Source organism: Micromonospora marincola (assembly GCF_056150385.1).
The window spans coordinates 262728-286397 of sequence record NZ_JAXCFT010000006.1 but is presented as its reverse complement, the minus strand read 5'-3'; the positions used below and the strand labels follow the sequence as shown (position 1 = coordinate 286397).

At 72.8% G+C, this 23670-nt stretch carries 18 protein-coding genes; 9 read left to right on the top strand and 9 right to left on the bottom strand.

Annotation, left to right across the window (positions count from 1 at the left end; genetic code table 11):
• The first annotated feature begins 63 nt into the window (after nucleotides 1-63).
• Nucleotides 64-1638: a serine/threonine-protein kinase gene (locus SM450_RS17105; RefSeq protein WP_474620703.1), complete on the top strand. Its 1575-nt coding sequence runs from the start codon at nucleotides 64-66 to the stop codon at nucleotides 1636-1638.
• A gap of 4 nt (nucleotides 1639-1642) precedes the next feature.
• On the opposite strand, the gene SM450_RS17100 is transcribed toward SM450_RS17105, so the two are convergent.
• The 8 genes from SM450_RS17100 to SM450_RS17065 all read right to left on the bottom strand — a co-directional run bounded on the left by SM450_RS17100 (nucleotide 1643) and on the right by SM450_RS17065 (nucleotide 10352).
• Nucleotides 1643-2704 carry a glycosyltransferase family 4 protein gene (locus SM450_RS17100; protein ID WP_474620760.1) on the bottom strand — a complete coding sequence of 354 codons (1062 nt, stop codon included), beginning with the start codon at nucleotides 2702-2704 and terminating at the stop codon, nucleotides 1643-1645.
• A gap of 242 nt (nucleotides 2705-2946) precedes the next feature.
• Entirely contained in the window at nucleotides 2947-4536 is a 1590-nt protein-coding gene (locus SM450_RS17095) for a S1C family serine protease (protein ID WP_474620702.1), read from the bottom strand.
• A 62-nt stretch (nucleotides 4537-4598) separates the two neighbouring features.
• Nucleotides 4599-6143 carry a sensor histidine kinase gene (locus SM450_RS17090; protein ID WP_474620701.1) on the bottom strand — a complete coding sequence of 515 codons (1545 nt, stop codon included), beginning with the start codon at nucleotides 6141-6143 and terminating at the stop codon, nucleotides 4599-4601.
• Nucleotides 6140-6841, bottom strand: a complete 702-nt coding sequence (locus SM450_RS17085; RefSeq protein WP_091068807.1) for a response regulator transcription factor — start codon at nucleotides 6839-6841, stop codon at nucleotides 6140-6142. Before SM450_RS17085 ends, SM450_RS17090 begins: the two co-directional genes overlap by 4 nt.
• Nucleotides 6842-6906: 65 nt before the next feature.
• Nucleotides 6907-7551 carry a PadR family transcriptional regulator gene (locus SM450_RS17080; RefSeq protein ID WP_474620700.1) on the bottom strand — a complete coding sequence of 215 codons (645 nt, stop codon included), beginning with the start codon at nucleotides 7549-7551 and terminating at the stop codon, nucleotides 6907-6909.
• Nucleotides 7548-8387, bottom strand: a complete 840-nt coding sequence (locus tag SM450_RS17075; RefSeq protein WP_474620699.1) for a DUF4097 family beta strand repeat-containing protein — start codon at nucleotides 8385-8387, stop codon at nucleotides 7548-7550. Before SM450_RS17075 ends, SM450_RS17080 begins: the two co-directional genes overlap by 4 nt.
• 274 nt (nucleotides 8388-8661) lie before the next feature.
• A complete protein-coding gene (locus tag SM450_RS17070) occupies nucleotides 8662-9576 on the bottom strand; it encodes a lysophospholipid acyltransferase family protein (RefSeq protein ID WP_474620698.1) in 915 nt (304 codons plus the stop codon).
• A complete protein-coding gene (locus SM450_RS17065) occupies nucleotides 9573-10352 on the bottom strand; it encodes a GNAT family N-acetyltransferase (protein WP_474620697.1) in 780 nt (259 codons plus the stop codon). Before SM450_RS17065 ends, SM450_RS17070 begins: the two co-directional genes overlap by 4 nt.
• Before the next feature lie 161 nt (nucleotides 10353-10513).
• Here SM450_RS17065 and SM450_RS17060 point away from each other — a divergent pair, with 161 nt between their 5' ends.
• From SM450_RS17060 to SM450_RS17040, 5 genes are all read left to right on the top strand, one after another.
• Nucleotides 10514-11170: a hypothetical protein gene (locus SM450_RS17060; protein WP_474620696.1), complete on the top strand. Its 657-nt coding sequence runs from the start codon at nucleotides 10514-10516 to the stop codon at nucleotides 11168-11170.
• 136 nt (nucleotides 11171-11306) lie between these two features.
• Nucleotides 11307-12248, top strand: coding sequence for an ABC transporter ATP-binding protein (locus tag SM450_RS17055; protein ID WP_474620695.1), 942 nt, complete (start codon nucleotides 11307-11309; stop codon nucleotides 12246-12248).
• Nucleotides 12245-13069: an ABC transporter permease gene (locus SM450_RS17050; RefSeq protein WP_474620694.1), complete on the top strand. Its 825-nt coding sequence runs from the start codon at nucleotides 12245-12247 to the stop codon at nucleotides 13067-13069. The genes SM450_RS17055 and SM450_RS17050 overlap by 4 nt, the downstream gene beginning before the upstream one ends.
• Before the next feature lie 273 nt (nucleotides 13070-13342).
• The gene (locus SM450_RS17045) at nucleotides 13343-17086 is read left to right on the top strand and encodes a multifunctional oxoglutarate decarboxylase/oxoglutarate dehydrogenase thiamine pyrophosphate-binding subunit/dihydrolipoyllysine-residue succinyltransferase subunit (protein WP_474620693.1); all 3744 of its coding nucleotides are present in this window, start codon (nucleotides 13343-13345) and stop codon (nucleotides 17084-17086) included.
• 65 nt (nucleotides 17087-17151) lie between these two features.
• Nucleotides 17152-17331, top strand: a complete 180-nt coding sequence (locus tag SM450_RS17040) for a DUF6104 family protein (RefSeq protein WP_091068787.1) — start codon at nucleotides 17152-17154, stop codon at nucleotides 17329-17331.
• Nucleotides 17332-17347: 16 nt separating this feature from the next.
• Here SM450_RS17040 and SM450_RS17035 read toward each other — a convergent pair whose 3' ends face one another.
• Nucleotides 17348-19450, bottom strand: a complete 2103-nt coding sequence (locus SM450_RS17035) for a bifunctional polysaccharide deacetylase/glycosyltransferase family 2 protein (RefSeq protein ID WP_474620759.1) — start codon at nucleotides 19448-19450, stop codon at nucleotides 17348-17350.
• Nucleotides 19451-19707: 257 nt separating this feature from the next.
• Here SM450_RS17035 and SM450_RS17030 point away from each other — a divergent pair, with 257 nt between their 5' ends.
• The 3 genes from SM450_RS17030 (at nucleotide 19708) to SM450_RS17020 (ending at nucleotide 23523) form a co-directional block, all read left to right on the top strand.
• Nucleotides 19708-20070, top strand: a complete 363-nt coding sequence (locus SM450_RS17030) for a GTPase (protein WP_474620692.1) — start codon at nucleotides 19708-19710, stop codon at nucleotides 20068-20070.
• 277 nt (nucleotides 20071-20347) lie between these two features.
• Nucleotides 20348-22414 carry a phosphate acetyltransferase gene (gene pta, locus SM450_RS17025; RefSeq protein WP_474620691.1) on the top strand — a complete coding sequence of 689 codons (2067 nt, stop codon included), beginning with the start codon at nucleotides 20348-20350 and terminating at the stop codon, nucleotides 22412-22414.
• Nucleotides 22411-23523, top strand: coding sequence for an acetate/propionate family kinase (locus tag SM450_RS17020; RefSeq protein WP_474620690.1), 1113 nt, complete (start codon nucleotides 22411-22413; stop codon nucleotides 23521-23523). Before pta ends, SM450_RS17020 begins: the two co-directional genes overlap by 4 nt.
• Nucleotides 23524-23670 lie beyond the last annotated feature (147 nt).

Here is a 23670-nt window from a genome sequence, read left to right as displayed (position 1 = left end):
TTGACAGCCCGGACACATTCCCGCAACCTGATAGCGCTCCCGAGCCCAGGCAGGTGCGAGGTGATGGCGACACTCCAGGCCGGCCGCCTGCTGGCCCGGCGTTACCGGCTCATCGACCGGATCGGCGCCGGCGGCATGTCGGTGATCTGGCGGGCCCGCGACGAGGTGCTCGACCGGGTGGTGGCGGTGAAGGTCCTAGCCCCCTCGCTCGCCGCCGACGCCCGGTTCCGCGACATGGTGCGCGAGGAGGCCCGCTCGGCCGCCCAGCTCGACCATCCGCACGTCACAGCCGTGCACGACTACGGCGAGACGGTGGCGCCGGACGGTTCGATCACCTCGTTCGTGGTGATGGAGCTGCTCAGCGGCGAGGAGCTGGAGCACCGGCTGACCGAGGGCCCGCTGCCCTGGCCGGCCGCGGTGGAGACGGGCGCCCAGGTGGCCGAGGCGCTGGCCGCGGCGCACCGGCTCGGCATCGTGCACCGGGACGTCACCCCGGCCAACGTGATGATGACCGGCGTCGGGGCGAAGGTGCTCGACTTCGGCATCGCCACCCGGGTCGGGGCGCCGGACGAGGACGAGGACGGCGGCACGTTCGGCACTCCGGCGTACGTGGCGCCGGAACGCCTCGACGGGGCGCCGGCCCAGCCGGCCACCGACGTCTACTCGTTGGGCGTGCTGCTCTTCGAGACGCTCACCGGCCAGCCGCCGTACCCGGCGGAGACCTGGGAGCAGCTCAGCGCCGCGCTCGCGGAGAGCGCGCCGCCCAGGCTCGACGGCGTACCGGGGCTGCCCCGGCCGGTCGCGGAGATCTGCCTACGCTGCCTGGCCCGCGACCCGCGGCGCCGGCCCACCGCGCACCGGGTGGCGGCCGTGCTCCGCGACCAGCTACTGCCCGCCGACCCGCAGGCCGCCACCATGCTGGCGCCGACCATGACGCTGCCCGCGCTGCCACCCCAGGCGGCCTCGACGCAGCCGGCCCCGCCGCCGCAGTCCGGCCCACCACCGTCCGGCCCAGCGCCGTCCGGCCCAGCGCCGTCCGGCCCACCGCCGTCCGGCCCACCGCCGTCCGGCCCACCGCCGTCCGGCCCACCGCCGTCCGGCCCACCGCCGTCCGGTCCGCCGCCGTCCGAGGCGGGCGCGCCGGGCCGGCGGCGGGTCCTCGCGCTGGCCGGTGCCGGCGTGGTGCTTGTCGCCGCCGCCGCGTTGCTGGTGCCGCTGCTGACACCGGACGAGCCGGTCGCCCCGCGGGTGCTGCCGACCGTCGGGCCGGCGGAGGCGCCCACCACCGCGTCGCCCGAGCCCGAGGCGCCGGCCCCCACGCCGCCGCCCGAGCCGACCGGCCGGCCCACCACCGGCGGCCCGACCGCGCCGGCCGGCGAGCCGGCCGACGCGGCCGAGCGGGTGGACGGGCTGATCGAGGCCGGGCTGACCGACGGTGAGATCCGCAGCGACGTCGGGGTGGACCTGCGCAACCTGCTGCGCAACGCGGTGGCCGCGAGCGACGAGGGCGAGGTGACCGCCGCGGTGGAACGGCTCCGCGGCAAGATCGCCGAACGTCGGCGCGAGGGCAGCATCAGCCCCGGGTACGCGCGGCAGCTCGATGCCGCCGCGGCGACGCTCGTGGCCGGCCGCACCTGACCTGTCACCCGGCGACGAGTCGGGCGACCGCCCGGGGGCCCTCCGCCGTAGCCCGCCCGGCCAGGAAGCCCCGGTACACCGCCTCGTGGTCGACGGCCATCCGCTCCACCGAGAAGCTCTCCGCGACGTGCGCGACACAGTCGGCCGGGTCCAGGTCGGCCGCCGCGCGCAGCGCCGCCGGCAACTCCTCGGCGCGGTCGCAGATGAGCCCGGTGACCCCGGGGCGGACCAGTTCCGGCACCGCGCCCCGGCGCAGCGCCACCACCGGGGTGCCGGTCGCCATGGCCTCCACCATCACCATGCCGAACGGCTCCGCCCACTGGATCGGCATGATCAGGCACCTGGCGTCGAGCAGCAGTCGCAGCACCGCCCCGCGGCCCGCGTTCACCACCAGGCTGACGTCGTCGCCCAACAGCGGCTCCACCACCTGTTCCAGATAGCGGCGCTCGGCCGGCTCGTTGCACTTGCCGGCCAGGGTGAGCGGCAGCCCGGCCGCCCGGCAGGCCCGGATCGCCACGTCGGGGCCCTTGTCCGGGCTGAACCGGGCGAGCCAGAGCACCGGCCCGGCCCCCGGCTCCCGCTTGTGCGGGAAGTCCCGCAGCGGCATCGCGTTGTGCACCGTGCCGACCCAGGGCAGGCCGGGGTTCGCCAGGCGCTGGGCGTGCGAGATCGCGATCAGGCCCACCCCCCGGTCGGTGTTGCTGAGCACCGCCCCGTACTCGCCGACGGGGTTGCCGTGCACGGTGGCCACCGTGGGGACCCGACGCCGGCCGGCCACCATCGGACCGATGGTGCTGTGATCGTGTACGAGGTCGAAGTCGGCCGGGTCCACCAGGCGGTCGACGTGCGCCAGGTGGGCCAACTCGGGCAACGACTCGCCCATCCGGTCGTACTGCAACTCGGGGCCGGTGGAGACGAACTCGGCGGCGGTGCCGTGCTCCGTGCCGGCGCCGAACAGCGTCACCGCGTGACCGCGCTCGACAAGCGCGTCGACCAGGCCGGCCACCACGTTCTCCAGCCCGCCGTAGCCGGGCGGCGGCACCGACAGCCACGGCGGCACCACCATCGCGATCCGGAGGGGTCCGGCTCGCGTGCGCTCCGACGGCGGCTGGTTCACGGTTGCCCGTCCCTCCCCGTTGGTCCCCGGCGTACCCGGCCGGCGACGCGTTCCCGAGCCGGCACCAGGTAAACGGCGGGTGAGTCGTCCCTCACCCGCACCGGGTGAGAAACGAGGAGGGGCGGCGGGCGACGGAGCCAACCCCCTTGGCTCTGTCGCCCGCCGCCCGGGAGGGAGGCAGGTCTTCGGAACTATGACGTTTCGGCGAGCGTCACGGTTGCAGTCTCGTCGGATCCGTTTCGCTTGAACTGGATGTCGACCCGGTCGCCGACCTTGCCGGCCTGCACGGCGCCGACCAGATCGTTGGAGTCGTTGATCGCCTTGTCGCCGAACTTGGTGATCACGTCGCCCCGCTGGAGCCCGGCCTTCTCGGCGGCGCTGCCCGGGGTGACCGCGGCGACAAGCGCGCCGCCGTCCTCGGCGGCGTTCACGCTGACGCCGAGCGACGGGTGGCTGACCTTCTCGCCGCGCTGGAGCTTCTCCGCCACGTCCTTGGCCTTGTTGCTCGGGATGGCGAAGCCGACACCGATGTTGCCGTTGCTGCCCTGACCGGCGGTGGCGATCGCGGTGTTGATGCCGATCACCTCGCCCCGGGTGTTGACGAGCGCGCCGCCGGAGTTGCCCGGGTTGATCGGGGCGTCGGTCTGCAACAGGCCCGAGATCGAGCTGGCGCCCTGCTGCGGGGCCTGCTGCTGGCCGCCCTCGCCGGCGGAGATGGTGCGGTCGCGGGCGCTGAGGATGCCTGCGGTCACCGAGCCCTGAAGGCCGAGCGGGCTGCCGAGCGCGAGCACCTGGTCGCCGACCTGCATGCCGTCACTGTCGCCGAACTTCGCCGCCTTCAGGCCGCTCACGCCGCTGGCCTGGACCACGGCGAGGTCGGTCTTCGGGTCGGTCCCGACGATCTTCGCCGGGGCGTTCTTGCCGTCGGCGAAGACCACCTTCACCGTGTCGCCGCTGGCGGAGGCGACCACGTGGTTGTTTGTCAGCACGTATCCGTCGGCGCTGAGGATCACCCCGGAGCCCTCACCGCTGTCCGTCATGATCGTGACGATGCTGTCCTGTACGGACGCCGCGATCTTGGGCAGGTCGGCGCTGTCGATCACCGGGGCGGCGGAGTAGGTGCGGGTGACGCCGCCGCCGTCGTCGATGGCGAGCGCGAGCGCGCCACCGGCCACGCCGGAACCGAGCATCAGCGCCAGCGCCAGCGCGCCCGCGCCGATGAACTTGCCGGCCCGGCTCGGCCGCGCCGGCTGCTGCGGCTGGCCCCACGGCGGGACCGGCTGCCCGGCCTGGTGCTGGTGCTGCTGCTGATACGGCTGGTGCCCGGGCTGGGCCTGGTAGGTCGGCACGGGCCCGCCGGAGTGCGGCTGCGACGGATAGCCGGTGCCGCCTGCGTGCTGCGGCGACTGGTAGCCGGTGCCGCCCTGCTGCGCCCAGCCGCCGTGCTGCTGCCCCCCGTACCAGGGGTGCTGGCCGGTCGTCGGGTACTGCGGGGCGTACGGGCTGGCCGGTGTCGCGGCGGGCTGGGCGTACGGGCCGGCCGAGGACCCGGACGGCGTCGCGTACGGGCTGGCCGGGGAGTCGGCGTGGGCGTTGGTTCCGGCGGCCGGGGAGTCGGCCGGAACCGACGCGGCGGCCGGGGAGTCGGCCGGAACCGACGCGGCGGCCGGGGTGGAGTCCGATGTCCCGCTCTGGACGCGGGGCAGCTCGGCGGTGTGGTGCGACGGCTCGGCGTCGGCAGGTGCCGGCGACCGCTGCGGCTCGGTCTCGTGGTCGGTCATGCCTACAGCTTTCCCCGTGGCACTGTCACCAGCCTGGAATCCACCTGAATGTTTTCTGTAAGTCACTCGCCCGGCTCGGGCGCCTCGGGCAGCAGCGGCAGCTTCACCCGGAACGTCGCCCCGCCGCCAGGTGTCTCGGCCACCTCCACCGTGCCGTGGTGCGCCGCGACGAGCGCGGCGACGATGGCCAGGCCGAGCCCGGTGCTGATCGGTCCGCCGGCCCGGCGGGTCCGCGCCGCGTCCACCCGGTAGAACCGCTCGAAGACCCGTTCGGCCTGCTCCGGGGTGAGGCCGGGACCACTGTCCGCCACCTCCACGACGGCGAGGTTCCCCGGCTCCGATCGCAGCCGCAGCGTCACCGCGGCGTCCGGCGGGGTGTGGGTGAGCGCGTTCGTCATCAGGTTGCCGATCACCTGCCGCAGCCGGGCGTCGTCACCGAGCACCACGAGCGGGCCCGCGCCCGGCTCCCGCTCCAGCTCGATCCGCCGGTCCGGGTCGACCACCCGGGCCGCCTCCACCGCGTCCGAGGCCAGCACCGGCAACTCCACAGGCGCCAGCGCGATCGGCCGCTCCCGGTCCATCCGCGCCAGCAACAGCAGGTCCTCGACCAGCAGCCCCATCCGGGACGCCTCGTCCTCGATGCGGCGCAGCAGGTCGGCGGTCTGCTCCGGAGCCCGCGCCGCGCCCTGCCGGAACAGCTCCGCGAAGCCCCGGATGGTGGTCAGCGGCGTCCGCAGCTCGTGCGAGGCGTCCGCGATGAACTGCCGCATCCGCTCCTCGGACCGGCGGGCCCGCGCCTCGGACGCCTGCGCGTACGCGGCGGCGTCCCGGGCGCCCGCCTCGGCGCTGCGCGCCGCCGCCTCCGAGGCGGCCCGGGCGGTGAACGCGGCCTCGATCTGCGCCAGCATCGCGTTCAGCGCCCGGGAGAGCCGGCCCAGCTCCGAGTTCGGGCACGGCCGCCCCTCCTCCGGGTCGGGCACCCGCCGGGTCAGGTCACCGCCGGCGATGGCCGCCGCGGTCCGCTCGATCTCCACCAACGGCTTGAGACTGGTACGCACGATGCCCGCGCCCACCGACGCCAGGATGATCAGCACCGCCCCGCCCACCAGAAGGTCGATCCAGAGCAACTGCCGCACAGAAAGATCGACATCGGTGAGGTTCTGCCCGATCACCCGGTACGAGTCCTCGCTGTCCTGCCGGACCATCAGCCGCCAGCGGACCCGCTTGTCGGCGCCCTCCTCGGTGAACGCCTCGCCGTTGGCGTGCCTGTCGTACCAGGACTGGTCCTCGATGCCGGCCGGCAGGTCCTGGTCCTGCAGCGCCTCGTCGCGGAGCGCGGCGCCGCGCTGGGCGGAGCTGCTCCACAGCGCCACCATGTAGTCGGTCGGCAGCGTGGTCGAGTTCTTCTGGCTCACCGTCACGCCGCGGTCGAGCTGGTCGCTCAGCTCGCCGTCGATCCGGCCCACCAGATAGTTGTGCAGGAAGTAGGCGGTGGAGACGCTGATCACGAGCAGGGCGCCGGCCACCAGAGCCAGCACGGCGGTGACCAGCTTCAGCCGGAGCGGAACGCTGCGCACCCACCCCTTCGCGTCGTGGACGGCGTTCACGCCGCCGGCTTGCGCAGCACGTACCCGACCCCGCGCAGGGTGTGGATCAGCCGGGGCTGGGTGTTGTCGACCTTGCGTCGCAGGTAGGAGATGTAGGACTCGACGATGTTGTCGTCACCGCGGAAGTCGTAGTTCCACACGTGGTCGAGGATCTGCGCCTTGCTGAGCACCCGGTTGGCGTTGAGCATCAGATAGCGCAGCAGCTTGAACTCGGTCGGCGAGAGCTGCACCCGCTGGCCGGCCCGGTGCACCTCGTGGGTCTCCTCGTCCAGCTCCAGGTCGGCGAACGTGAGCCGGGACGGGGCCTGCTCGCCGGTCGCGGTGCGCCGCAGCACGGCCCGGATCCGGGCGGTCAGCTCCTCCAGGCTGAACGGCTTGGTGACGTAGTCGTCGCCGCCCAGGGTGAGCCCCCGGATCTTGTCGTCGGTGGCGTCCCGCGCGGTCAGGAACACCACCGGGGTACGCGTACCGCCCTCGCGGAGCATCCGGATGACCTCGAAGCCGTCGAGGTCGGGCAGCATCACGTCGAGCACCACCAGGTCGGGCCGGTGGTCCTTGGCGGCGTGCAGCGCGGCGCTGCCACTTGTCGCGGTGGCCACGTCGAAGCCCGCGAACCGCAGGCTCGCGGAGAGCAGTTCGAGGATGTTGGGATCGTCCTCGACGACGAGCAGTCGGGCCTCGGTCTGGGTAGCCGCCATGGCACCCATCATCCGTGCTCCGGCTGCGGTCACGCTGGGCGGTAGCTGGAAACAACCTGTGAGGCTCAGCGGAGCAGTCGTTGCAGCCCGTCGAGCGCGCCGTCGAGCAGCCGGATCGCGGTGCGGAGCTGGTTGTCGCTGAGCCGTCCGGCCCGGACCAGCGCGCCGACCTCGACGGTGAACGCGGCCAGCCGCTTTTCGAACTCCGCGATCAGCGGCGACTCGGCCGGACGGGCCGCGCCCGCACCGCTCCCACCGCCCCCCTGCCCCCGGTGGCCACCGGGCCGGGTGGTCGGCGGCGTCCAGCGGCCCTGCCGGGTCTGCAGGGTCACCTCGCGCAGCTCCCGCTTCAAGTCGCGGACCGACCCCTTCACCTCGGTGCGGATCTCACCGGCAAGCGCGGAGAGATCCTCGACGGAGGCGCTGATGTCGGCCTCCAGGGTGACCAGTTCCTCGGCTCGCTGCCGCAGCTCGGCGCGGCCCGCCTCGGTGATCTCGTAGACCTTCCGCCCGCCCGCCGCCGTGTGGGTGACCAACTCCTCCACCTCAAGCCGTTGCAGGCGCGGGTAGATGGTGCCGGCGCTCGGCGCGTAGAGCCCGAGGAAGCGCTCCTCCAGCAGGCGGATCAGCTCGTAGCCGTGCTTGGGCCCGTCGTCGAGGAGCTTGAGCAGGTAGAGCCGGAGCCGCCCGTGGCTGAACACGGCGGTCACGGCAGGTCCTCCACGTGGTCGGCGTCCGCGACCGGGCGTGCCAGCAGCGCGATGCTGCCGGACGTCGCGGACGCCCAGAGCTTACCCGCGCCCCCACCGAGCACGCCGTGGCTGTCCTTCACCGCGCCGAAGCCACGCTGCCCAGCGCCGACCTGCGGGAAGCCGCTGGTGATCCGGCCGGAGGTGGTGTGCAGGTGCACGCTGAGGTCGCTGTCCTCGCGGACCCGGACGGTGATGCTGCCGGAGATGGCGCTGAGCCGGATCTCGCTGCCGCGCGGGTTGTCCAGGTCGCAGGTGATCGACCCGGAGACCGCGTGGGCGCGGACCCGGTCGGGCGCGCTGTCGGCCAGGATCAGCTCACCGGAGACCGTCTCCAGGTCGAGGTCGCCGCCGATGCCCATCGCCTCCACCGGGCCGGAGACGACCTTGGCGGTGGTGCGACCGCGCAGCCCCATCAGGGTCACCTGGCCGGAGGTGACGTCGACCCGGGTGTCCCGGCGCAGTCCGGAGGCGACAAGCGTGCCGTCCACCAGGCGCAGGTCGGCCGACGCCTGGGCCGGCACGGCGACTGACACCTCGGCACGGAACCGGCGGTGGAGCTGGCCCAGCCACCAGAGCACGCCAGGCCAGCGGACGGCCCGGTCGTGCCGGACGGTCAGCCGGCCGTCGTGCAGCTCGACCACGAGTGGCCGGCGGCTGACCCGGGTGACGTCGACCCGGGCCGGGCCGTCGGTGCCCACCACGTTGAGCCGGCCGCTGACGAGCCGGACATCCAGCCGGGTGACCGGCTCGTCCAACGTGATCCGCTGCGGGCTGTCGACAGTCCAACCGGCCATGGCGTCCTCCCCTCGATGGCGTGCCGCCGCGGCACGCCGGATAGCACGAGGAGCATAACGCGATACATCGCGACTGAACAAGACTGTGTCGCGTCTCCACCCTCCTGGCCCGACCCCACGCCCTACCCAACCCCACCCCAAGGCGGTGATCATGAAGTTAGCCGGCCGGAGAGCGCTTCCCCGAACCGCCAACTTCATGATCACCGATGAGGACGTGGGGGTTGGCGGGAGTGGGGGTGGGGGTAGGGGTGGGGGTGGGGGTGGGGCGGGCCGGTCAGGCGGCCAGGTCGAGTGTTGGGCCGGTCGGGGACGGCGGCGGGATCGGGAAGCGGTGGGGCGGGGCGCGGTGGGGCGGGGCGCGGTGGATCGCGGCCTCGGCGGCGCGGGCCAGCAGCCGACGGTCCGCCCCGCCGGCCGGGTGCAGGGCGGCGGCCACGGTCACCGCCGCGGTCAGGTCCCGGGCGGCCAGCACCCGGCGGACCGAGGCCCAGAGCGTCTCCTCGCCGAGGAAGGCGGGAAGCGTGCTCGGATCGCCCGCGTACCGGTAGCCGACGCTCAACGGCACCACAGGCGCGCCGGCGGTCACCGCGGCCTCGAACACCGCCGGGCGGAAGCCGCGGGCGGGGCGGCAGTCGGTCGCCGCGCCGCACCAGGTCGTGCCCTCCGGGAACACCGCCACCGGATGCCCGGCACGCAGCGTGTCGGCCACCCGGGCGACCGTGGCCGGCAGGTCGCGTGGCCGGGAGCGGTCCACGAAGACGGTGCCCGCCGCGGCGGCCAGCACGCCCACCACCGGCCAGCTCCGGACCTCCCGCTTGGCGAGCATCCGGGCCGGCGACACCGCGAGCACGGCGAGGATGTCCAGCCAGGAGACGTGGTTGGCGACAAGCAGCGCGCGACGGCGTGGCGGCCGGCCCCGGACCACAAGCCGTACGCCGAAGGCGCGGAGCGTCAAGCGCGCCCAGCCCCGCAGCGCGGCCTGCCGGTCGGCCGCCGGCAGCACCGGCAGCAGCGCGGCCATCCCGGCCCCGACCAGGAGCATTCCGAGTACGCCGAGCAGCCGGCCGGCCCGGCGCGGCAGCGCCACGTCCGGGGCGGCCCGGGGCGGCAGGCACGTCGGGCCGCAGCCGGAGGCGGGCCGCCACAGGCCCTCACCGTGCGGCCGGCGGGCACCGTCGAGCGTCGTCACGGTCCCACCTCACCGAGGAAGTGCCGCAGGTGGCGGGGGTTCATCCGGTCCAGCGAGAAGAGCACGTAGAAGTCGGCGCAGCCGAAGTCCGGGTCGTACGCCGGCTCGCCGGCGACCCAGGCGCCGAGTCGCAGGTAACCGCGGAGCAGCGGCGGCACCAGCGCCCGACGTCGCGCCGGGGTGAGCGCGGCGGGTACGGCGGTGACCGGCGCCTCGGCGAACCAGGGCCGGCGGGGGGTCACCCGCAGCGGCGGCGGGGCGAGGTGCCGGGCGGCGACCTGCGTCCACACCTCGGCGGCGGCGGTCCCGCCGTCGCTGACCGGCACCGAGGCGCAGCCGCCGAGCCAGCGCGAGCCGCGCAGGTGCAGGTAGCGGCAGATGCCCGCCCACATCAGGTTGATCACGGCGCCGGTGCGGTGGTCCGGGTGCACGCACGAGCGGCCGGCCTCGACCAGGTCGCCGCGGAGCGGGTCCAGCGGTCCGAGGTCGAACTCGCCGTCGGCGTACCGGCGGTCGGTGCGGCCGGGCGGCAGCAGGCGGTAGGTGCCGACCACCTCGTCGGTGCCTTCGCGGAGCACCACCAGGTGGTCGCAGTGTGCGTCGAACTCGTCGGTGTCGAGCCCGGCGGTCCCCGGCGTCAGGGTGGCGCCGAGTTCGCCGGCGAACACGTCGTGGCGCAGGCGTTGCGCGGCTGCGACAAGGGTCGGGTCGTCGGCGATCAGCAGGGTGTAACCGCTGGTCGTGAGGGGTGCGCCAGCGGCGTGCAGAACGGCCATGGCTCCTGTGTAGGTGCCCCGGGTTGCCGTACCCGGTGGTGAGGGGTGTCGATCGGGTGAACGCCTGCCGGCGGTGGCGTGCGGGCCGGGGCGGCGCGTGTGCGAGGCTGCCGGACGACCACCGGCGACGGCGTCGGCGTCAGTGGAACCAGGAGGCGCACATGCTTGTCGAGGGCCGCTTCCACGGGCCGGACGGTTCGGGCAACGGCGGCTGGAGCGCCGGGATCTTCGCCGCGCTCGTCGACGACCGCGGCCCGGTGGAGGTCACGCTGCGCCGGCCGCCGCCGCTCGACACCCCGCTGACCGCCGCCGACGGCGAGGTGCGTGATCCGGAGGGCCGGCTGGTCGCCCAGGTACACCGGGTCGAGCCGGTGGACGCGGTGGTGCCGCCGGTGGACCGGGCGACCGCCGAGGTGGCCGCGCGGGCGTACCCCGGTCTGGTGGACCACCCGTTCCCCCGCTGCTACGTCTGCGGCCCGGAACACCCGGATGGCCTGCGGATCTTTCCCGGCCGGCTGCCGGACGGGCGGACCGCCGCGCCGTTCCGCGCCCCGGCCGAGGTGGTGCCCGCGACGGTCTGGGCGGCGCTTGACTGCCCCGGCGGATGGGCGGTGCTCTCCGCCGGCCGCCCGTACGTGCTGGGCCGGATCGCCGCGCAGGTCACGGCGCTGCCGCGCCCCGGCGACGAGTGCGTGGTCACAGGCGTCGCGGTGGGTGTCGAGGGGCGTAGGGCCGAGGTGCACACAAGCCTGTACGGTTCGGACGGCGCGCTTCTGGGTTGGGCGCGGGCCACCTGGGTCGCGCTGCCGACCGCCTGATCTCCTCCCTGAGGAGGACGGCGTGTACGCATCCCGCCTGATTGACCCCCTTGCGCCGGGTTGGAAGGCTGTGCGGGGCGCCCCCGCAACGGCGTCCCACCGGCGTGCGTCAAGCGCGCCGGGGCAGGAGAGGAGAATGATGTCCGACGGGCAGCCACGCCCCAGTGCCGGGACCGGCCAGATCATCGTGTCCGGCTTGACCAAGCAATACAAGAACGTCCGCGCGGTCGACGATCTGTCGTTCACCGTCGAGCCGGGCCGGGTCACCGGCTTCCTCGGCCCGAACGGCGCCGGTAAGACGACCACGCTGCGCATGCTGCTCAACCTGGTCACGCCGACCGCCGGCACGGCCACCATCGGCGGCCACAGGTACGCCGACCTTCCCGATCCGCTGCGCACGGTGGGCGCGGTGCTGGAGGCGTCGAGCGCGCACAAGGGCCGCACCGGGATCAACCACCTGCGGGTGATCTGCGCGGCGGCCGGGCTGCCGAAGGAGCGGGCGGACGAGGCGCTCGCCCTGGTCGGGCTCTCCCCGGCGGCGAAGCGCAAGTTCAAGGGCTACTCGCTGGGCATGAAGCAGCGCCTCGGGATCGCCGCCGCGATGCTCGGCAACCCGCAGGTGCTGATCCTGGACGAGCCGGCCAACGGCCTGGACCCGGAGGGCATCCGCTGGATGCGGGGCTTCCTCAAGGGCCTGGCCGCCGAGGGTCGTACCGTGCTGGTCTCCAGCCACCTGCTCTCCGAGATGCAGCTTCTCGCCGACGACGTGGTGATCATCGCGGCCGGCAAGCTGGTCCGGCAGGGGCCGGTCGACCAGGTGATGGGCTCGATGACGCACGGCGCCCGGGTGCGGGTGCAGACCCCGCAGGCGGACGAGTTGGCCGCGGTGTTGCGGGAGCAGTCCGCCACGGTCGACGCCCAGCCGAACGGCGTGCTGCTCGTCGACGGCGTGGACGCGCCGACGGTGGGCCGGCTCGCGCTGGCCTCGAAGGTCGAGCTGCACGAGCTGACCACCGAACGTCCCGACCTCGAAGGGGTCTTCCTGGAGCTGACGGCCGGAAAGGCGGAGATCCGATGACGCTTGTCCGATCCGAACTGCTCAAGATCCGCACCACGAGCACTTGGTGGATCTTCGGGTTGATCAGCCTGCCGCTGTGGGCGCTCGCGCTGGGCTTCAACTGGTTGCAGACCGATGCCCTGGCCAGCGGCAACGTGGGCGATGTGCCGGCCGACCAGGCCGACCAGATCCAGGCGGTGTCGAGCGCCGCCAGCATCGCCGCCAATCTCTACACGAACGGCCAGTTCTTCGGCCTGCTCATCGTGATGCTGCTCGGCATCGTGGTGGTGACGAGCGAGTTCTTCCACCAGACGGTGACCACCACGTTCCTCACCGCGCCGCACCGCACCGCGGTGATGCTGGCCAAGCTGGCCGCGGCCGGCGTGCTGGCGCTGCTGTTCTGGATCGTCACCACGGCGCTGAACCTGATCTTCGCGCCGCTGATCCTGAACGCCACGGACGTCGACACGCAGCTCGGCAGCGGGGCGGTGTGGCGCGCGGTGGCCCTGAACGGGCTGGCCTACCTGCTCTGGTCGGTGCTCGGCGTCGGGCTCGGCGTGCTGATCCGCAGCCAGATCGGCGCGACCGTGACCGGCATCCTGCTCTACCTGGGTGGCACCATCGGCGCGGCCATCGCCATCGGGCTGTTGGCGTCGCGGTTCGGCGACTGGATCAACGAACTCCAGTTGCTGGTGCCGTCGCTTGCTTCCACGCTGATGGTGAGCGGCGTCGACATCCCGGGCAACCCGCCGCGTTGGGCGGGCGCCGCGGTGTTGATCGGGTACGCGGTGGTGACCGGCGCGATCGGCGTGGCCACCATCCGGCGGCGCGACATCTCCTGACCCACCCCGCTCGACAAGGCTCCGGCCGGTGACTCCGTGTCACCGGCCGGAGCCTTCTCGATAGACGGGTTCTCGCTTACAGAAGTCGGCGGAACACGCTGCGTTTGCCCAACTTGTGGCATCTTCTGTGAAACGGGCCACCAGGCGGAGGCGAGAATGCCTGTGGCAACCGCACGGCGTAGCCTGGGATCCGATCCCTGTGCTCCCGGCGAACCGGGCGCGGGGGCCCACCGCGTGACATTCACAACCGCGTGAAAGAGGCGATTAGCGGCCGTGTCGACCCAGCAGACATCGCAGGAGAACCCACTGGCGGGTTTCGGCCCGAACGAGTGGATCGTCGAGGAGATGTACCAGCGTTACCTCGCCGACCCATCGAGCGTCGACTCGGCCTGGCACGACTTCTTCGCCGACTACCGGCCGGCGCCGGGCGCCGCCACGCCGCGCCCGGACGCGCCGGCCAAGCCGGCCGCCAAGCCGGAGCCGGCCGAACAGCAGGAGGCCGTCGCCACGGTCACCGAGCAGGCCGCCCCGGCCAAGGCCGCGCCCGCGAAGACCAAGCCGGCGGAGAAGCCCGCCACCAGGCCGGCGGCGAAGGCGTCCGAGCCGGCCCCGGCGAAGAAGGCCGCCCCGGCCAAGCCGGCCGCCAAGGCACCGGCGGCGAGCGCCGCGGGCACCACCCCGCTGCGTGGCGTCGCCGCCAAGATCGTCCAGAACATGGACGCCTCGCTCGCCGTCCCGACCGCCACGAGCGTGCGCGCGGTCCCCGCGAAGCTGCTCGTCGACAACCGCATCGTGATCAACAACCACCTGGCCCGCGGTCGCGGCGGCAAGGTCAGCTTCACCCACCTGATCGGGTACGCGATGGTCCGGGCGCTGATCGAGCACCCGGAGATGAACAACTCCTTCGCCGAGGTCGACGGCAAGCCGGCGATGCTCCGCCCGGAGCACGTCAACCTGGGCATCGCCATCGACCTGGCCAAGCCGGACGGTTCCCGCAACCTGGTGGTGCCCTCCATCAAGGGCTGCGAGCAGATGGACTTCCGGCAGTTCTGGCAGGCGTACGAGGACGTGGTCCGGCGCGCCCGCCGCAACGAGCTGACCATGGAGGACTACTCCGGCACCACCATCTCGCTCACCAACCCGGGCGGCATCGGCACGGTGCACTCGATCCCGCGCCTGATGCAGGGGCAGAGCGCCATCATCGGCGTCGGCGCGATGGAATACCCGGCGCCCTACCAGGGCATGAGCGAGGCCACCCTGGCCGAGAACGCGGTCAGCAAGGTCATCACGCTGACCAGCACGTACGACCACCGGATCATCCAGGGCGCCCAGTCCGGCGAGTTCCTGAAGGTCATGCACGAGCTGATGCTCGGCGAGCGCGGCTTCTACGACGAGATCTTCACCTCGCTGCGCATCCCGTACGAGCCGGTGCGCTGGATGCGGGACGTGGCCGTCGACAGCGAAGGCCAGATCAACAAGACCGCGCGGGTGCACGAGCTGATCCACGCCTACCGGGTGCGCGGCCACCTGATGGCCGACACCGACCCGCTCGAGTTCGAGATCCGCAAGCACCCCGACCTGGACGTGCTCCAGCACGGCCTGACGCTGTGGGACCTGGACCGGGTCTTCCCGGTCAACGGCTTCGCCGGCCAGCAGCGGATGAAGCTGCGCTCGATCCTCGGCGTGCTGCGTGACTCCTACTGCCGCCGGGTCGGCATCGAGTACATGCACATCCAGGACCCGGAGGAGCGGCGCTGGATCCAGGAGCGGGTCGAGCGCAAGTACGAGAAGCCGGGCACCGACGAGCAGAAGCACGTGCTCAACCGGCTCAACGCGGCCGAGGCGTTCGAGACGTTCCTCCAGACGAAATACGTGGGCCAGAAGCGCTTCTCGCTTGAGGGCGGCGAGTCGCTGATCCCGTTGCTCGGCGAGGTGCTGGAATCCTCCGCCGAGGCCGGGCTGGACGAGGTCGTCATCGGCATGGCCCACCGTGGCCGGCTCAACGTGCTGGCGAACATCGTCGGCAAGCCGTACGAGAAAATCTTCTCCGAGTTCGAGGGGCACCTCGACCCGCGGTCCACGCAGGGCTCGGGCGACGTGAAATACCACCTCGGCCAGAACGGCAAGTTCACCACCCCGGACGGCGAGCACGCGGTCAAGGTGTCGGTGGTGGCGAACCCGTCGCACCTGGAGGCCGTGGACCCGGTGCTGGAGGGCATCGTCCGGGCCAAGCAGGACCGGATCGACCTCAAGCTGGAGGGCTACACCGTGCTGCCGCTCGCGGTGCACGGCGACGCCGCCTTCGCCGGGCAGGGCGTGGTCGCCGAGACGCTCAACCTGTCCCAGCTACGCGGCTACCGCACCGGCGGCACCGTGCACGTGGTGGTCAACAACCAGGTCGGCTTCACCACCGCCCCGGAATACAGCCGGTCCAGCCTCTACAGCACCGACGTGGCCCGGATGATCCAGGCGCCGATCTTCCACGTGAACGGCGACGACCCGGAGGCGGTCGTGCGGGTGGCCCGGCTCGCCTTCGAATACCGTCAGGCGTTCAACAAGGACGTCGTGATCGACCTGGTCTGCTACCGCCGGCGCGGGCACAACGAGGGCGACGACCCGTCGATGTCCAACCCGCAGATGTACAAGATCATTGACTCGAAGCGGTCGGTCCGCAAGCTCTACACCGAGGAGCTGATCGGGCGCGGCGACATCACCGTGGAGGACGCCGAGGAGCTGCTGCGCGACTACCAGGCGCAGCTCGAACGGGTCTTCAAGGCCACCCGGGACGCGGCCACCACGCCGCGCCAGCTCGGCCGGCCGAAGCGCGCGGACGAGCCCGAGCCGCAGGTCGACACCGCCACCGACGCCGCAGTGGTCAAGGCGATCGGCGAGGCGCACGTCAACCTGCCGGAGGGCTTCACCCCGCACAAGCGGATCCAGCAGTTGCTGGAGCGGCGCCGGAAGATGTCCGTCGAGGGCAACATCGACTGGGGCTTCGGCGAGATCATCGCGTTCGGCGCGCTGCTGCACGACGGCGTGACCGTCCGGCTCGCCGGGCAGGACTCGCGCCGTGGCACGTTCGTCCAGCGGCACGCCTCGGTGGTCGACGCCCGCACCGGCGACGACTACCTGCCGCTGAAGACGTTCACCGCCGACGGCGAGCGGTCCCGCTTCTTCGTCCACGACTCGCTGCTCTCCGAATACGCGGCGATGGGCTTCGAGTACGGCTACTCGGTGGAGAACGTCAACGCGCTCGTGGCCTGGGAGGCCCAGTTCGGTGACTTCGTCAACGGCGCCCAGTCGGTGATCGACGAGTTCATCTCCTCCGGCGAGGTGAAGTGGGGCCAGCGCTCCGCGGTCACCCTGCTGCTGCCGCACGGTCACGAGGGCCAGGGGCCGGACCACACCTCCGGCCGCCCGGAGCGGTTCCTCCAGCTCTGCGCCGAGGACAACATGCGGGTGGCCATCCCGACCACCCCGGCGAGCTACTTCCACCTCCTGCGCCGCCAGGCGCTGTCGCCCAAGCGCAAGCCGCTCGTGGTGTTCACGCCGAAGTCGCTGCTGCGGCACAAGCTCTGCGTCTCGCCGGTGGAGGACTTCACCACGGGCACCTTCCAGCCGGTGCTCGCCGACACCGGCGCCCCGGCGCCGGAGCAGGTCAAGCGGGTGCTGCTCTGCTCGGGCAAGGTCTACTACGACCTGTTCCAGGCCCGGCAGGAGCGGGGCGTCACCGACACCGTGATCCTGCGGATGGAGCAGCTCTACCCGCTGCCCGTCGAGGAGGTCCGGTCCGCGCTTGCGCAGTACCCGAACGCCGAGGACTTCGCCTGGGTCCAGGAGGAGCCGGCCAACCAGGGCGCCTGGTCGTTCGTGGCGCTCAACCTGCTGGAGCACCTGCCCGAGGTGCGGCTGCGTCGCATCTCCCGCCCGTCCGCCGCCGCCCCGGCGGTCGGCTCGGCGAAGATGCACGAGGTCGAGCAGAACGCGCTGATCGAGGCGGCGCTGCCCCGCCCGTGACACCACCGGCAGCGGCCCGTCCCGGCATCGGGGCGGGCCGCTGCCGTCCGACGAGAGGATGAGGCGTGTACTTCACCGACCGTGGCATCGAGGAACTTGTCGAGCGCCGGGGCGACGAGCAGGTAAGCCTGGAGTGGCTGGGTGAGCGCCTGCGCGACTTCGTCGACCTGAACCCGGAGTTCGAGACCCCGGTCGAGCGGTTCGCCACCTGGCTGGCCCGCCTCGACGACGAGGATGACGAGTGACCTGCGTGATCGGCCGTCAGGCGACGCCGCGCTGCGCGGCCACGTCGAGATTTCCGGTACGCCGCAGCTTCTGCCAGCCGAGCCGGCCCCCGGTCAACGCGGTGACCACCGACTGGAGCAGAACCAGGTACATCAACTGCCGGTAGACGAACTGCTGGAGGGGCAGCACCCAGAGCACCCCGAGCTTCTCCCGGTCCAGCCGGAAGGCCACCACCGCGGTGACGAACTGCACCGCGAGCATCGCCAGCCAGGCCACCACCGTCTCCGTCCGGTCGAGGAAGAACAACCCGTACAGGGCCAGCAGGTCGATCACCGGGGCGGCAAGCGGCAGCAGCACGCCGAACAGGGTCAGGAAGGCGAGGCAGCGGCGGGTGAACCGGCCGGACGAGCCACTGTCGAGGACCGCCCGCCGGTGCTTCCACATCGCCTGCATGGTGCCGTAGCTCCACCGGTACCGCTGCTTCCAGAGCTGGCCGAGCGTGGCGGGGGCCTCGGTCCAGGCGCGGGCGCTCTCCTCGTACACGATGTGCCAGCCGGCCCGGCCCAGCGCCATGGTGATGTCGGTGTCCTCGGCGAGGGTCTCGTCGGTCATCCCGCCCACCTGGGCCAGTGCCTCCCGGCGGAACCCGCCGATCGCCCCGGGCACGGTGGGCATGCAGTGCAACGTCTCGTAGAGGCGGCGGTCCAGGTTGAAGCCGATGACGTACTCGATGTGCTGCCACTTGGCGATCAGGCTCCGGCGGTTGCCGACCTTGACGTTGCCGGCGACCACGCCCACCCGCGGGTCCGCGAAGGGCTGGACCAGGCGGCGGACCGCGTCGGACTCGAAGACCGTGTCACCGTCGACCATGACGATGAGTTCGTGCCGGGCCAGCGCGACGCCTGTGTTCAACGCGCTCGGCTTGCCGCCGTTGGGCTTGCGCACCACCCGGACGTTCGGCAGGCCGAGCGCCGCCACGATGTCGGCGGTGCCGTCGGTGGAACCGTCGTCGACGACCACCACCTCGATGCCGCCGGGGTGGTCGCCGCCGGCGAGGGAACGGACGGCCGCGGCGATGCCCTCCTTCTCGTTGTACGCCGGCACGATCACCGAGACCGGATCGGTGACAGGTGGACCCCAGGACCAGTCGGAGCGGCGACGGCGGGCCGCGTGCCGCAGGGCCAGCACGAAGAGCAGCAGGGCGCGGCCGATGGTGAGCGCCCCGACGAGGATGAAGAAGACGCCGAACACTTCGAACATGTGGTCGGCCACGCTCACCGCGCCGACGAGCACGGCGCCCCGCCACCTGTCGGCGCGCGGAGCGGCCACCTGCGCACCCGACGGGCCTGTCACTCCGGCCGCGGCGAAGGTGCGGTTGAGTCCCTCGCTGATCGTGGTGAAGGTGTACCCGCGCTGCTGCATCATCGGGATGTACCGGTCCAGCGCGGCCACGGTGCCGGACCGGTCGCCGCCCGCGTCGTGCCACAACGCGACGGTGCCGGCTTCGCCGGCCGGGGTGGCGTTGGCGAGCATCTTGTCGATCGTGGGCTTTTCCCAGTCCCGGCTGTCGACGTCGTTCACCACGGTCAGGTAGCCCAGCTCACCGGCCTGCCGGAGCAACGGCCAGTCCCGGTCGGTGTAGGCGTCGGCGCTCGACGAGTACGGGAAGCGCAGCAGCGACGTCCGGATCCCGGTGGCGCTGGCGATGGCGAGTTGGGTCTGCGCGTACTCCAGCTCCCGCCGCCATCCGGGCAGGACCGCGAGGTCGGGGTGGGTGAACGTGTGCACACCCAGCTCATGGCCCTCGGTCACCATGCGGTTGGCCAGTTCGCGGTTGCGCACCACCTGCGTGCCGATGACGAAGAAGGTCGCCTTCACCTGGTATTTCTCAAGCACCCGCAGCACCTCGGGCGTCCATCGCGAGTCCGGGCCGTCGTCGAAGGTGAGCGCGACGGTACGCGGCGGCAGCGCGTGCGACTGGGTCCGGCCCTCCGCGCCGACGTTGACGATCGGGCCGCCCTCGATCACCGAGGTGGGCACCTCCCGCTGGGTGCCCGGCGCGGTGCGTTCGCCGGGCACGAACGCGGAGTTGGCGTACGCCTCGACGAAGAGCAGGCCGCCCAGGATGACGAAGACCATCGTGAGGACCAGCCAGCTCGGTCGCGGCACGATGCGCCGGCTGCGGGACCGGCGGGCGACGGCGATCTGCCGGGCGTCCAGGGCGACGGTCGGCGCGGTCCGGGCGGCGGACGACCGTCGCCCGGCGCGCTGCCGGCGGGCGGCGGCGACGCGCCGCGGGTCCAGTCGGGTGGTGGGGTCCTCACTCACCGGCGGTCCGGCCCGGCTCGGTGAGCAGGCCGGGCAGGTCGGGCAGGTCGATCAAGGGGGGTGGACCGGTGGTGGTCGGCGGGGTGGTGGTCGGCGTCGACGTGGGTGGCGCGGTGGTGGCCGGTGGCCTGGTCGTCCGCGACGGCGAAGGGCTCACGGTCGGCCGGGGGGACGCGGTGGCGCTGCGGCTGGCGCTGCTGGACGCGCCGCCGGGGGTGGCCGAGGTGGCCGCCGGCCGCGACGGAGCGGGACGGGCGGGAGGTGGCGCGACCGTCACCGCCGTCGTGGGCGGCGGGACCGCTGTCGTCGTCGGTGGCGCCGGCGGGGTGGACGGCGGCTGCTCCTCCTCCGCGGACGCCTCGACGAACGGGATGACGGACTCGGGGGCGACCGGCCCGCCGGCGAAGCTGACCCCCACCAACACGGTGTAGAGCACCCCGGCCGCGCCGGCGCAGTAGGCGAGCCGACGCAGCCGCCGACGCCTCCGGCCGGTCGAGTCGACGAAGACGGGAGGCGGCTCGGGGGCGACGGGAATGAGTTCGGTCGGGCCTTCCACCTGGATTATTGTAGATAAGAAAAAAATAAGCTTCACCTCCGGGGGTGGACCTGACCAGCCACAATAGAACCCAGCGCTCTAATGATCTTGGGCATTCGGGCCCGGGTCGAAGGACCCGGGCGGGGTTTCGGGCGATCTTGTAGCGTGAGGTCGTGGCGCGCAGCGTGTACCTCACCGGAGTGGGGTCGGGCGGGGGAAAATCGACCGTGGCACTCGGCCTGGCCGAGTTGCTCTCCCGGCAGGTCGAGCGGATCGGCGTGTTCCGGCCGCTCGTCGCCGGCGACGGCCCGGACCCGATCCTGGCCCTGCTCACCGAGCGCTACCGGGTGGAGTCGCCGGTCGACGAGCTGCACGGCGCCACGTACGCCGAGGCCACCGAACTGGTCGCGAACGGCCGGCGGGAAGAACTGATCTCGACGATCGTGGCCCGCTACCGGGAGGTGGAGCGGCGCTGCCCCGCCGTCGTGGTGGTGGGCAGCGACTTCGCCGACGGCGACGGCGCCGGCCCACGCGAGCTGGCCTTCAATGCCCGCCTGGCGACCGAGTTCGGAAGCGTCGTGGTGCCCGTGGTGGACGGGTTCGGGCAGCCGCCCGAGGCGATCGCGGCGGCGATGCGTGGCGCGTACCACGACCTGGCCGACCTCGGCACGACAGTGGTGGCGGTGGTCGCCAACCGGGTGCCCGGGCCGATGACGCTGCCCGAGCTGCCGGTCCCCGCGTACGCGATCCCGGAGGTGCCGACCGTGTCGGCGCCGACGGTGGCCGAGGTGGCGGCGGCCCTGGGCGCCACCCGACTCACCGGCGACCCGGCCGCGCTGGACCGCGACGTGCTCGACTACGTGGTCGGCGCGGCACACGTGCCGACCCTGCTCGACCATCTCACCGACGGCGCCCTGGTGATCACCCCCGGAGACCGGGCCGACCTGCTGGTGGCGGCCGGCGCCGCGCACGTGGCCGGGCAGGTGTCACTGGCCGGGTTGGTGCTCACCCTCGGCGAGCAGCCCGACCCGCGGGCCATGCGGCTCGTCGAACGGATGAACACCGGGCTGGCCGTGCTGTCGGTGACAAGCGACAGCTACGACACGGTCGAGGCGTCCAGCCGGATCGAGGGCCGCCCCAGCACCGCCAACCCCCGCAAGGTCGAGGCCGCGCTCGGCGCGTTCGAACGCTGCGTGGACACCGACGACCTGGCCCGCCGGCTCCGGGTCACCCGCTCCGCGCGGGTCACCCCGCTGATGTTCTCCAACGACCTGATCGACCGCGCCCGGGCCCGCCGCCGCCGGCTGGTGCTGCCCGAAGGCACCGAGGAACGGATCCTGCGCGCGGCGGAAGTCCTGCTGCGCCGCGGCGTCGCCGAGCTGACCCTGCTCGGACGCCCGGACGAGGTCGTCCGGCGCAGCCGGGAGCTGGGCCTCGACGTCGGCGACGCCCAGGTGGTCGACCCGGCGACGAGCGAGTGGCGGGACGAGTTCGCCGCCGAGTACGCGAAACTGCGCGCGCACCGGGGCATGACGACCGAGCTGGCGCACGACACCATGGCACAACCCAACTACTTCGGCACGATGATGGTGCGGGCCGGCCGAGCCGACGGGATGGTCTCCGGGGCCACCCACACCACGGCCGCCACCATCCGCCCCGCCTTCGAGATCATCCGCACCGTGCCCGGCGTCTCGGTCGCGTCAAGCGTCTTCTTCATGCTGCTCGCCGACCGGGTGCTGGTCTACGGCGACTGCGCGGTGAACCCCGACCCGGACGCCGCCCAACTCGCCGACATCGCCATCTCGTCGGCCGACACCGCGGCCCGGTTCGGCATCGAGCCACGGGTGGCGATGCTGTCGTACTCGACCGGCAGCTCCGGCGCCGGCACCGACGTGGAGAAGGTCGCGGCGGCCACCGCGCTCGTCCGCGAGCGCCGGCCGGACCTGCTCGTCGAAGGGCCGATCCAGTACGACGCGGCGATCGACCCGCAGGTCGCGGCCACCAAGCTGCCGGACAGCCCGGTGGCGGGACGGGCCACCGTGTTCATCTTCCCGGACCTGAACACCGGCAACAACACGTACAAGGCGGTGCAACGCTCGGCCGGCGCGGTGGCGGTCGGCCCGGTCATGCAGGGCCTACGCCGGCCGGTGAACGACCTGTCCCGAGGAGCCACCGTGCCGGACATCGTCAACACGGTGGCGATCACCGCCATCCAGGCCGCCGCGGAGGCGTCGGAATGAGCCGCATCCTGGTCCTCAACAGCGGATCCTCGTCCGTCAAATACCTGCTGTACGACGGCGACCAGGTCCTCGACAAGGGCACCGTCGAGCGGATCGGTGAGCCGGGCGGCGGGCCGGCCGACCACGAGAGCGCCGTCCGGGAGATCCTCGACCGGCTCGACCTCACCGGGCTCGCCGGCGTCGGGCACCGGGTGGTGCACGGCGGGCGACGGTTCAGCACCCCGGTGCGCATCGACGACGCCGTCGTCACCGCGATCGAGGAACTCGTCCCGCTCGCCCCGCTGCACAACCCGGCCAACCTCGCCGGCATCCGGGTCGCCCGGGAGGCGCTGCCGGACACCCCGCAGGTCGCGGTCTTCGACACCGCGTTCCACCACACGCTGCCCGAGGCCGCCGCCACCTACGCCATCGACCGGGCCACCGCCGACCGCTACGACATCCGCCGGTACGGCTTCCACGGCACCTCGCACGCGTACGTGTCGCGGCGTACCGCCGAACTGCTCGGCCGGCCGTACGCCGAGCTGAACACCATCACGCTGCACCTGGGCAACGGGGCGAGCGCGTGCGCGGTGCGGGGCGGCCGGAGCGTGGCCACCTCGATGGGCATGTCCCCACTGGAAGGGTTGGTGATGGGCACCCGCAGCGGCGACCTCGACCCGACGATCATCTTCCACCTGCGCCGCGAGGGCGGAATGGGCGTGGACGAGATCGACGACCTGCTCAACCACCGCAGCGGCCTGCTCGGGCTGACCGGCGTCAACGACATGCGGGAGGTGCTGGCCCGCCGGGACGCCGGCGACCCGGACGCGGCGCTGGCGTTCGATGTCTACTGCCGCCGGATCACCGGCTACGTGGGCGCGTACTACGCGCTGCTCGGCCGGGTCGACGCGGTCGCCTTCACCGCCGGGGTCGGCGAACACGCCGCGGCGGTGCGGGCCACGTCGTTGGCCGGGCTCGACCGGCTCGGCATCGCGGTCGATCCGGCCCGCAACGACGGTACGGGCGACCGGGTCGTCTCCCCCGCCGGCGCGGAGGTCACCGTGCTGGTGGTCGGCACCGACGAGGAGCGCGAGATCGCCCGCGAGACCCGCGACGTGCTCGCCGCCTGACTCTGCGTGACCGAACCGTTCCGCCGGGGTGGCGGACGCCGCCCGGCTTGATCGGCGCGTTCCGCCCGGCGTGATCGGCACGTTCCGCCCGGCGTGATCGACACCACTTCGCCGACCTGGCGGTATCGCTGCCGGGCCGATGCCGCC

Excerpts from the sequence above, each read along its gene's own strand:
- SM450_RS17105 (WP_474620703.1), top strand. The coding sequence starts at position 64 with ATGGCGACACTCCAGGCCGGCCGCCTGCTGGCCCGGCGTTACCGGCTC.
- SM450_RS17100 (WP_474620760.1), bottom strand. The coding sequence starts at position 2,704 with ATGGTGGTGCCGCCGTGGCTGTCGGTGCCGCCGCCCGGCTACGGCGGG.
- SM450_RS17095 (WP_474620702.1), bottom strand. The coding sequence starts at position 4,536 with ATGACCGACCACGAGACCGAGCCGCAGCGGTCGCCGGCACCTGCCGAC.
- SM450_RS17085 (WP_091068807.1), bottom strand. The coding sequence starts at position 6,841 with ATGGCGGCTACCCAGACCGAGGCCCGACTGCTCGTCGTCGAGGACGAT.
- SM450_RS17075 (WP_474620699.1), bottom strand. The coding sequence starts at position 8,387 with ATGGCCGGTTGGACTGTCGACAGCCCGCAGCGGATCACGTTGGACGAG.
- SM450_RS17065 (WP_474620697.1), bottom strand. The coding sequence starts at position 10,352 with ATGGCCGTTCTGCACGCCGCTGGCGCACCCCTCACGACCAGCGGTTAC.
- SM450_RS17060 (WP_474620696.1), top strand. The coding sequence starts at position 10,514 with ATGCTTGTCGAGGGCCGCTTCCACGGGCCGGACGGTTCGGGCAACGGC.
- SM450_RS17055 (WP_474620695.1), top strand. The coding sequence starts at position 11,307 with ATGATGTCCGACGGGCAGCCACGCCCCAGTGCCGGGACCGGCCAGATC.
- SM450_RS17050 (WP_474620694.1), top strand. The coding sequence starts at position 12,245 with ATGACGCTTGTCCGATCCGAACTGCTCAAGATCCGCACCACGAGCACT.
- SM450_RS17035 (WP_474620759.1), bottom strand. The coding sequence starts at position 19,450 with ATGGTCTTCGTCATCCTGGGCGGCCTGCTCTTCGTCGAGGCGTACGCC.
- SM450_RS17020 (WP_474620690.1), top strand. The coding sequence starts at position 22,411 with ATGAGCCGCATCCTGGTCCTCAACAGCGGATCCTCGTCCGTCAAATAC.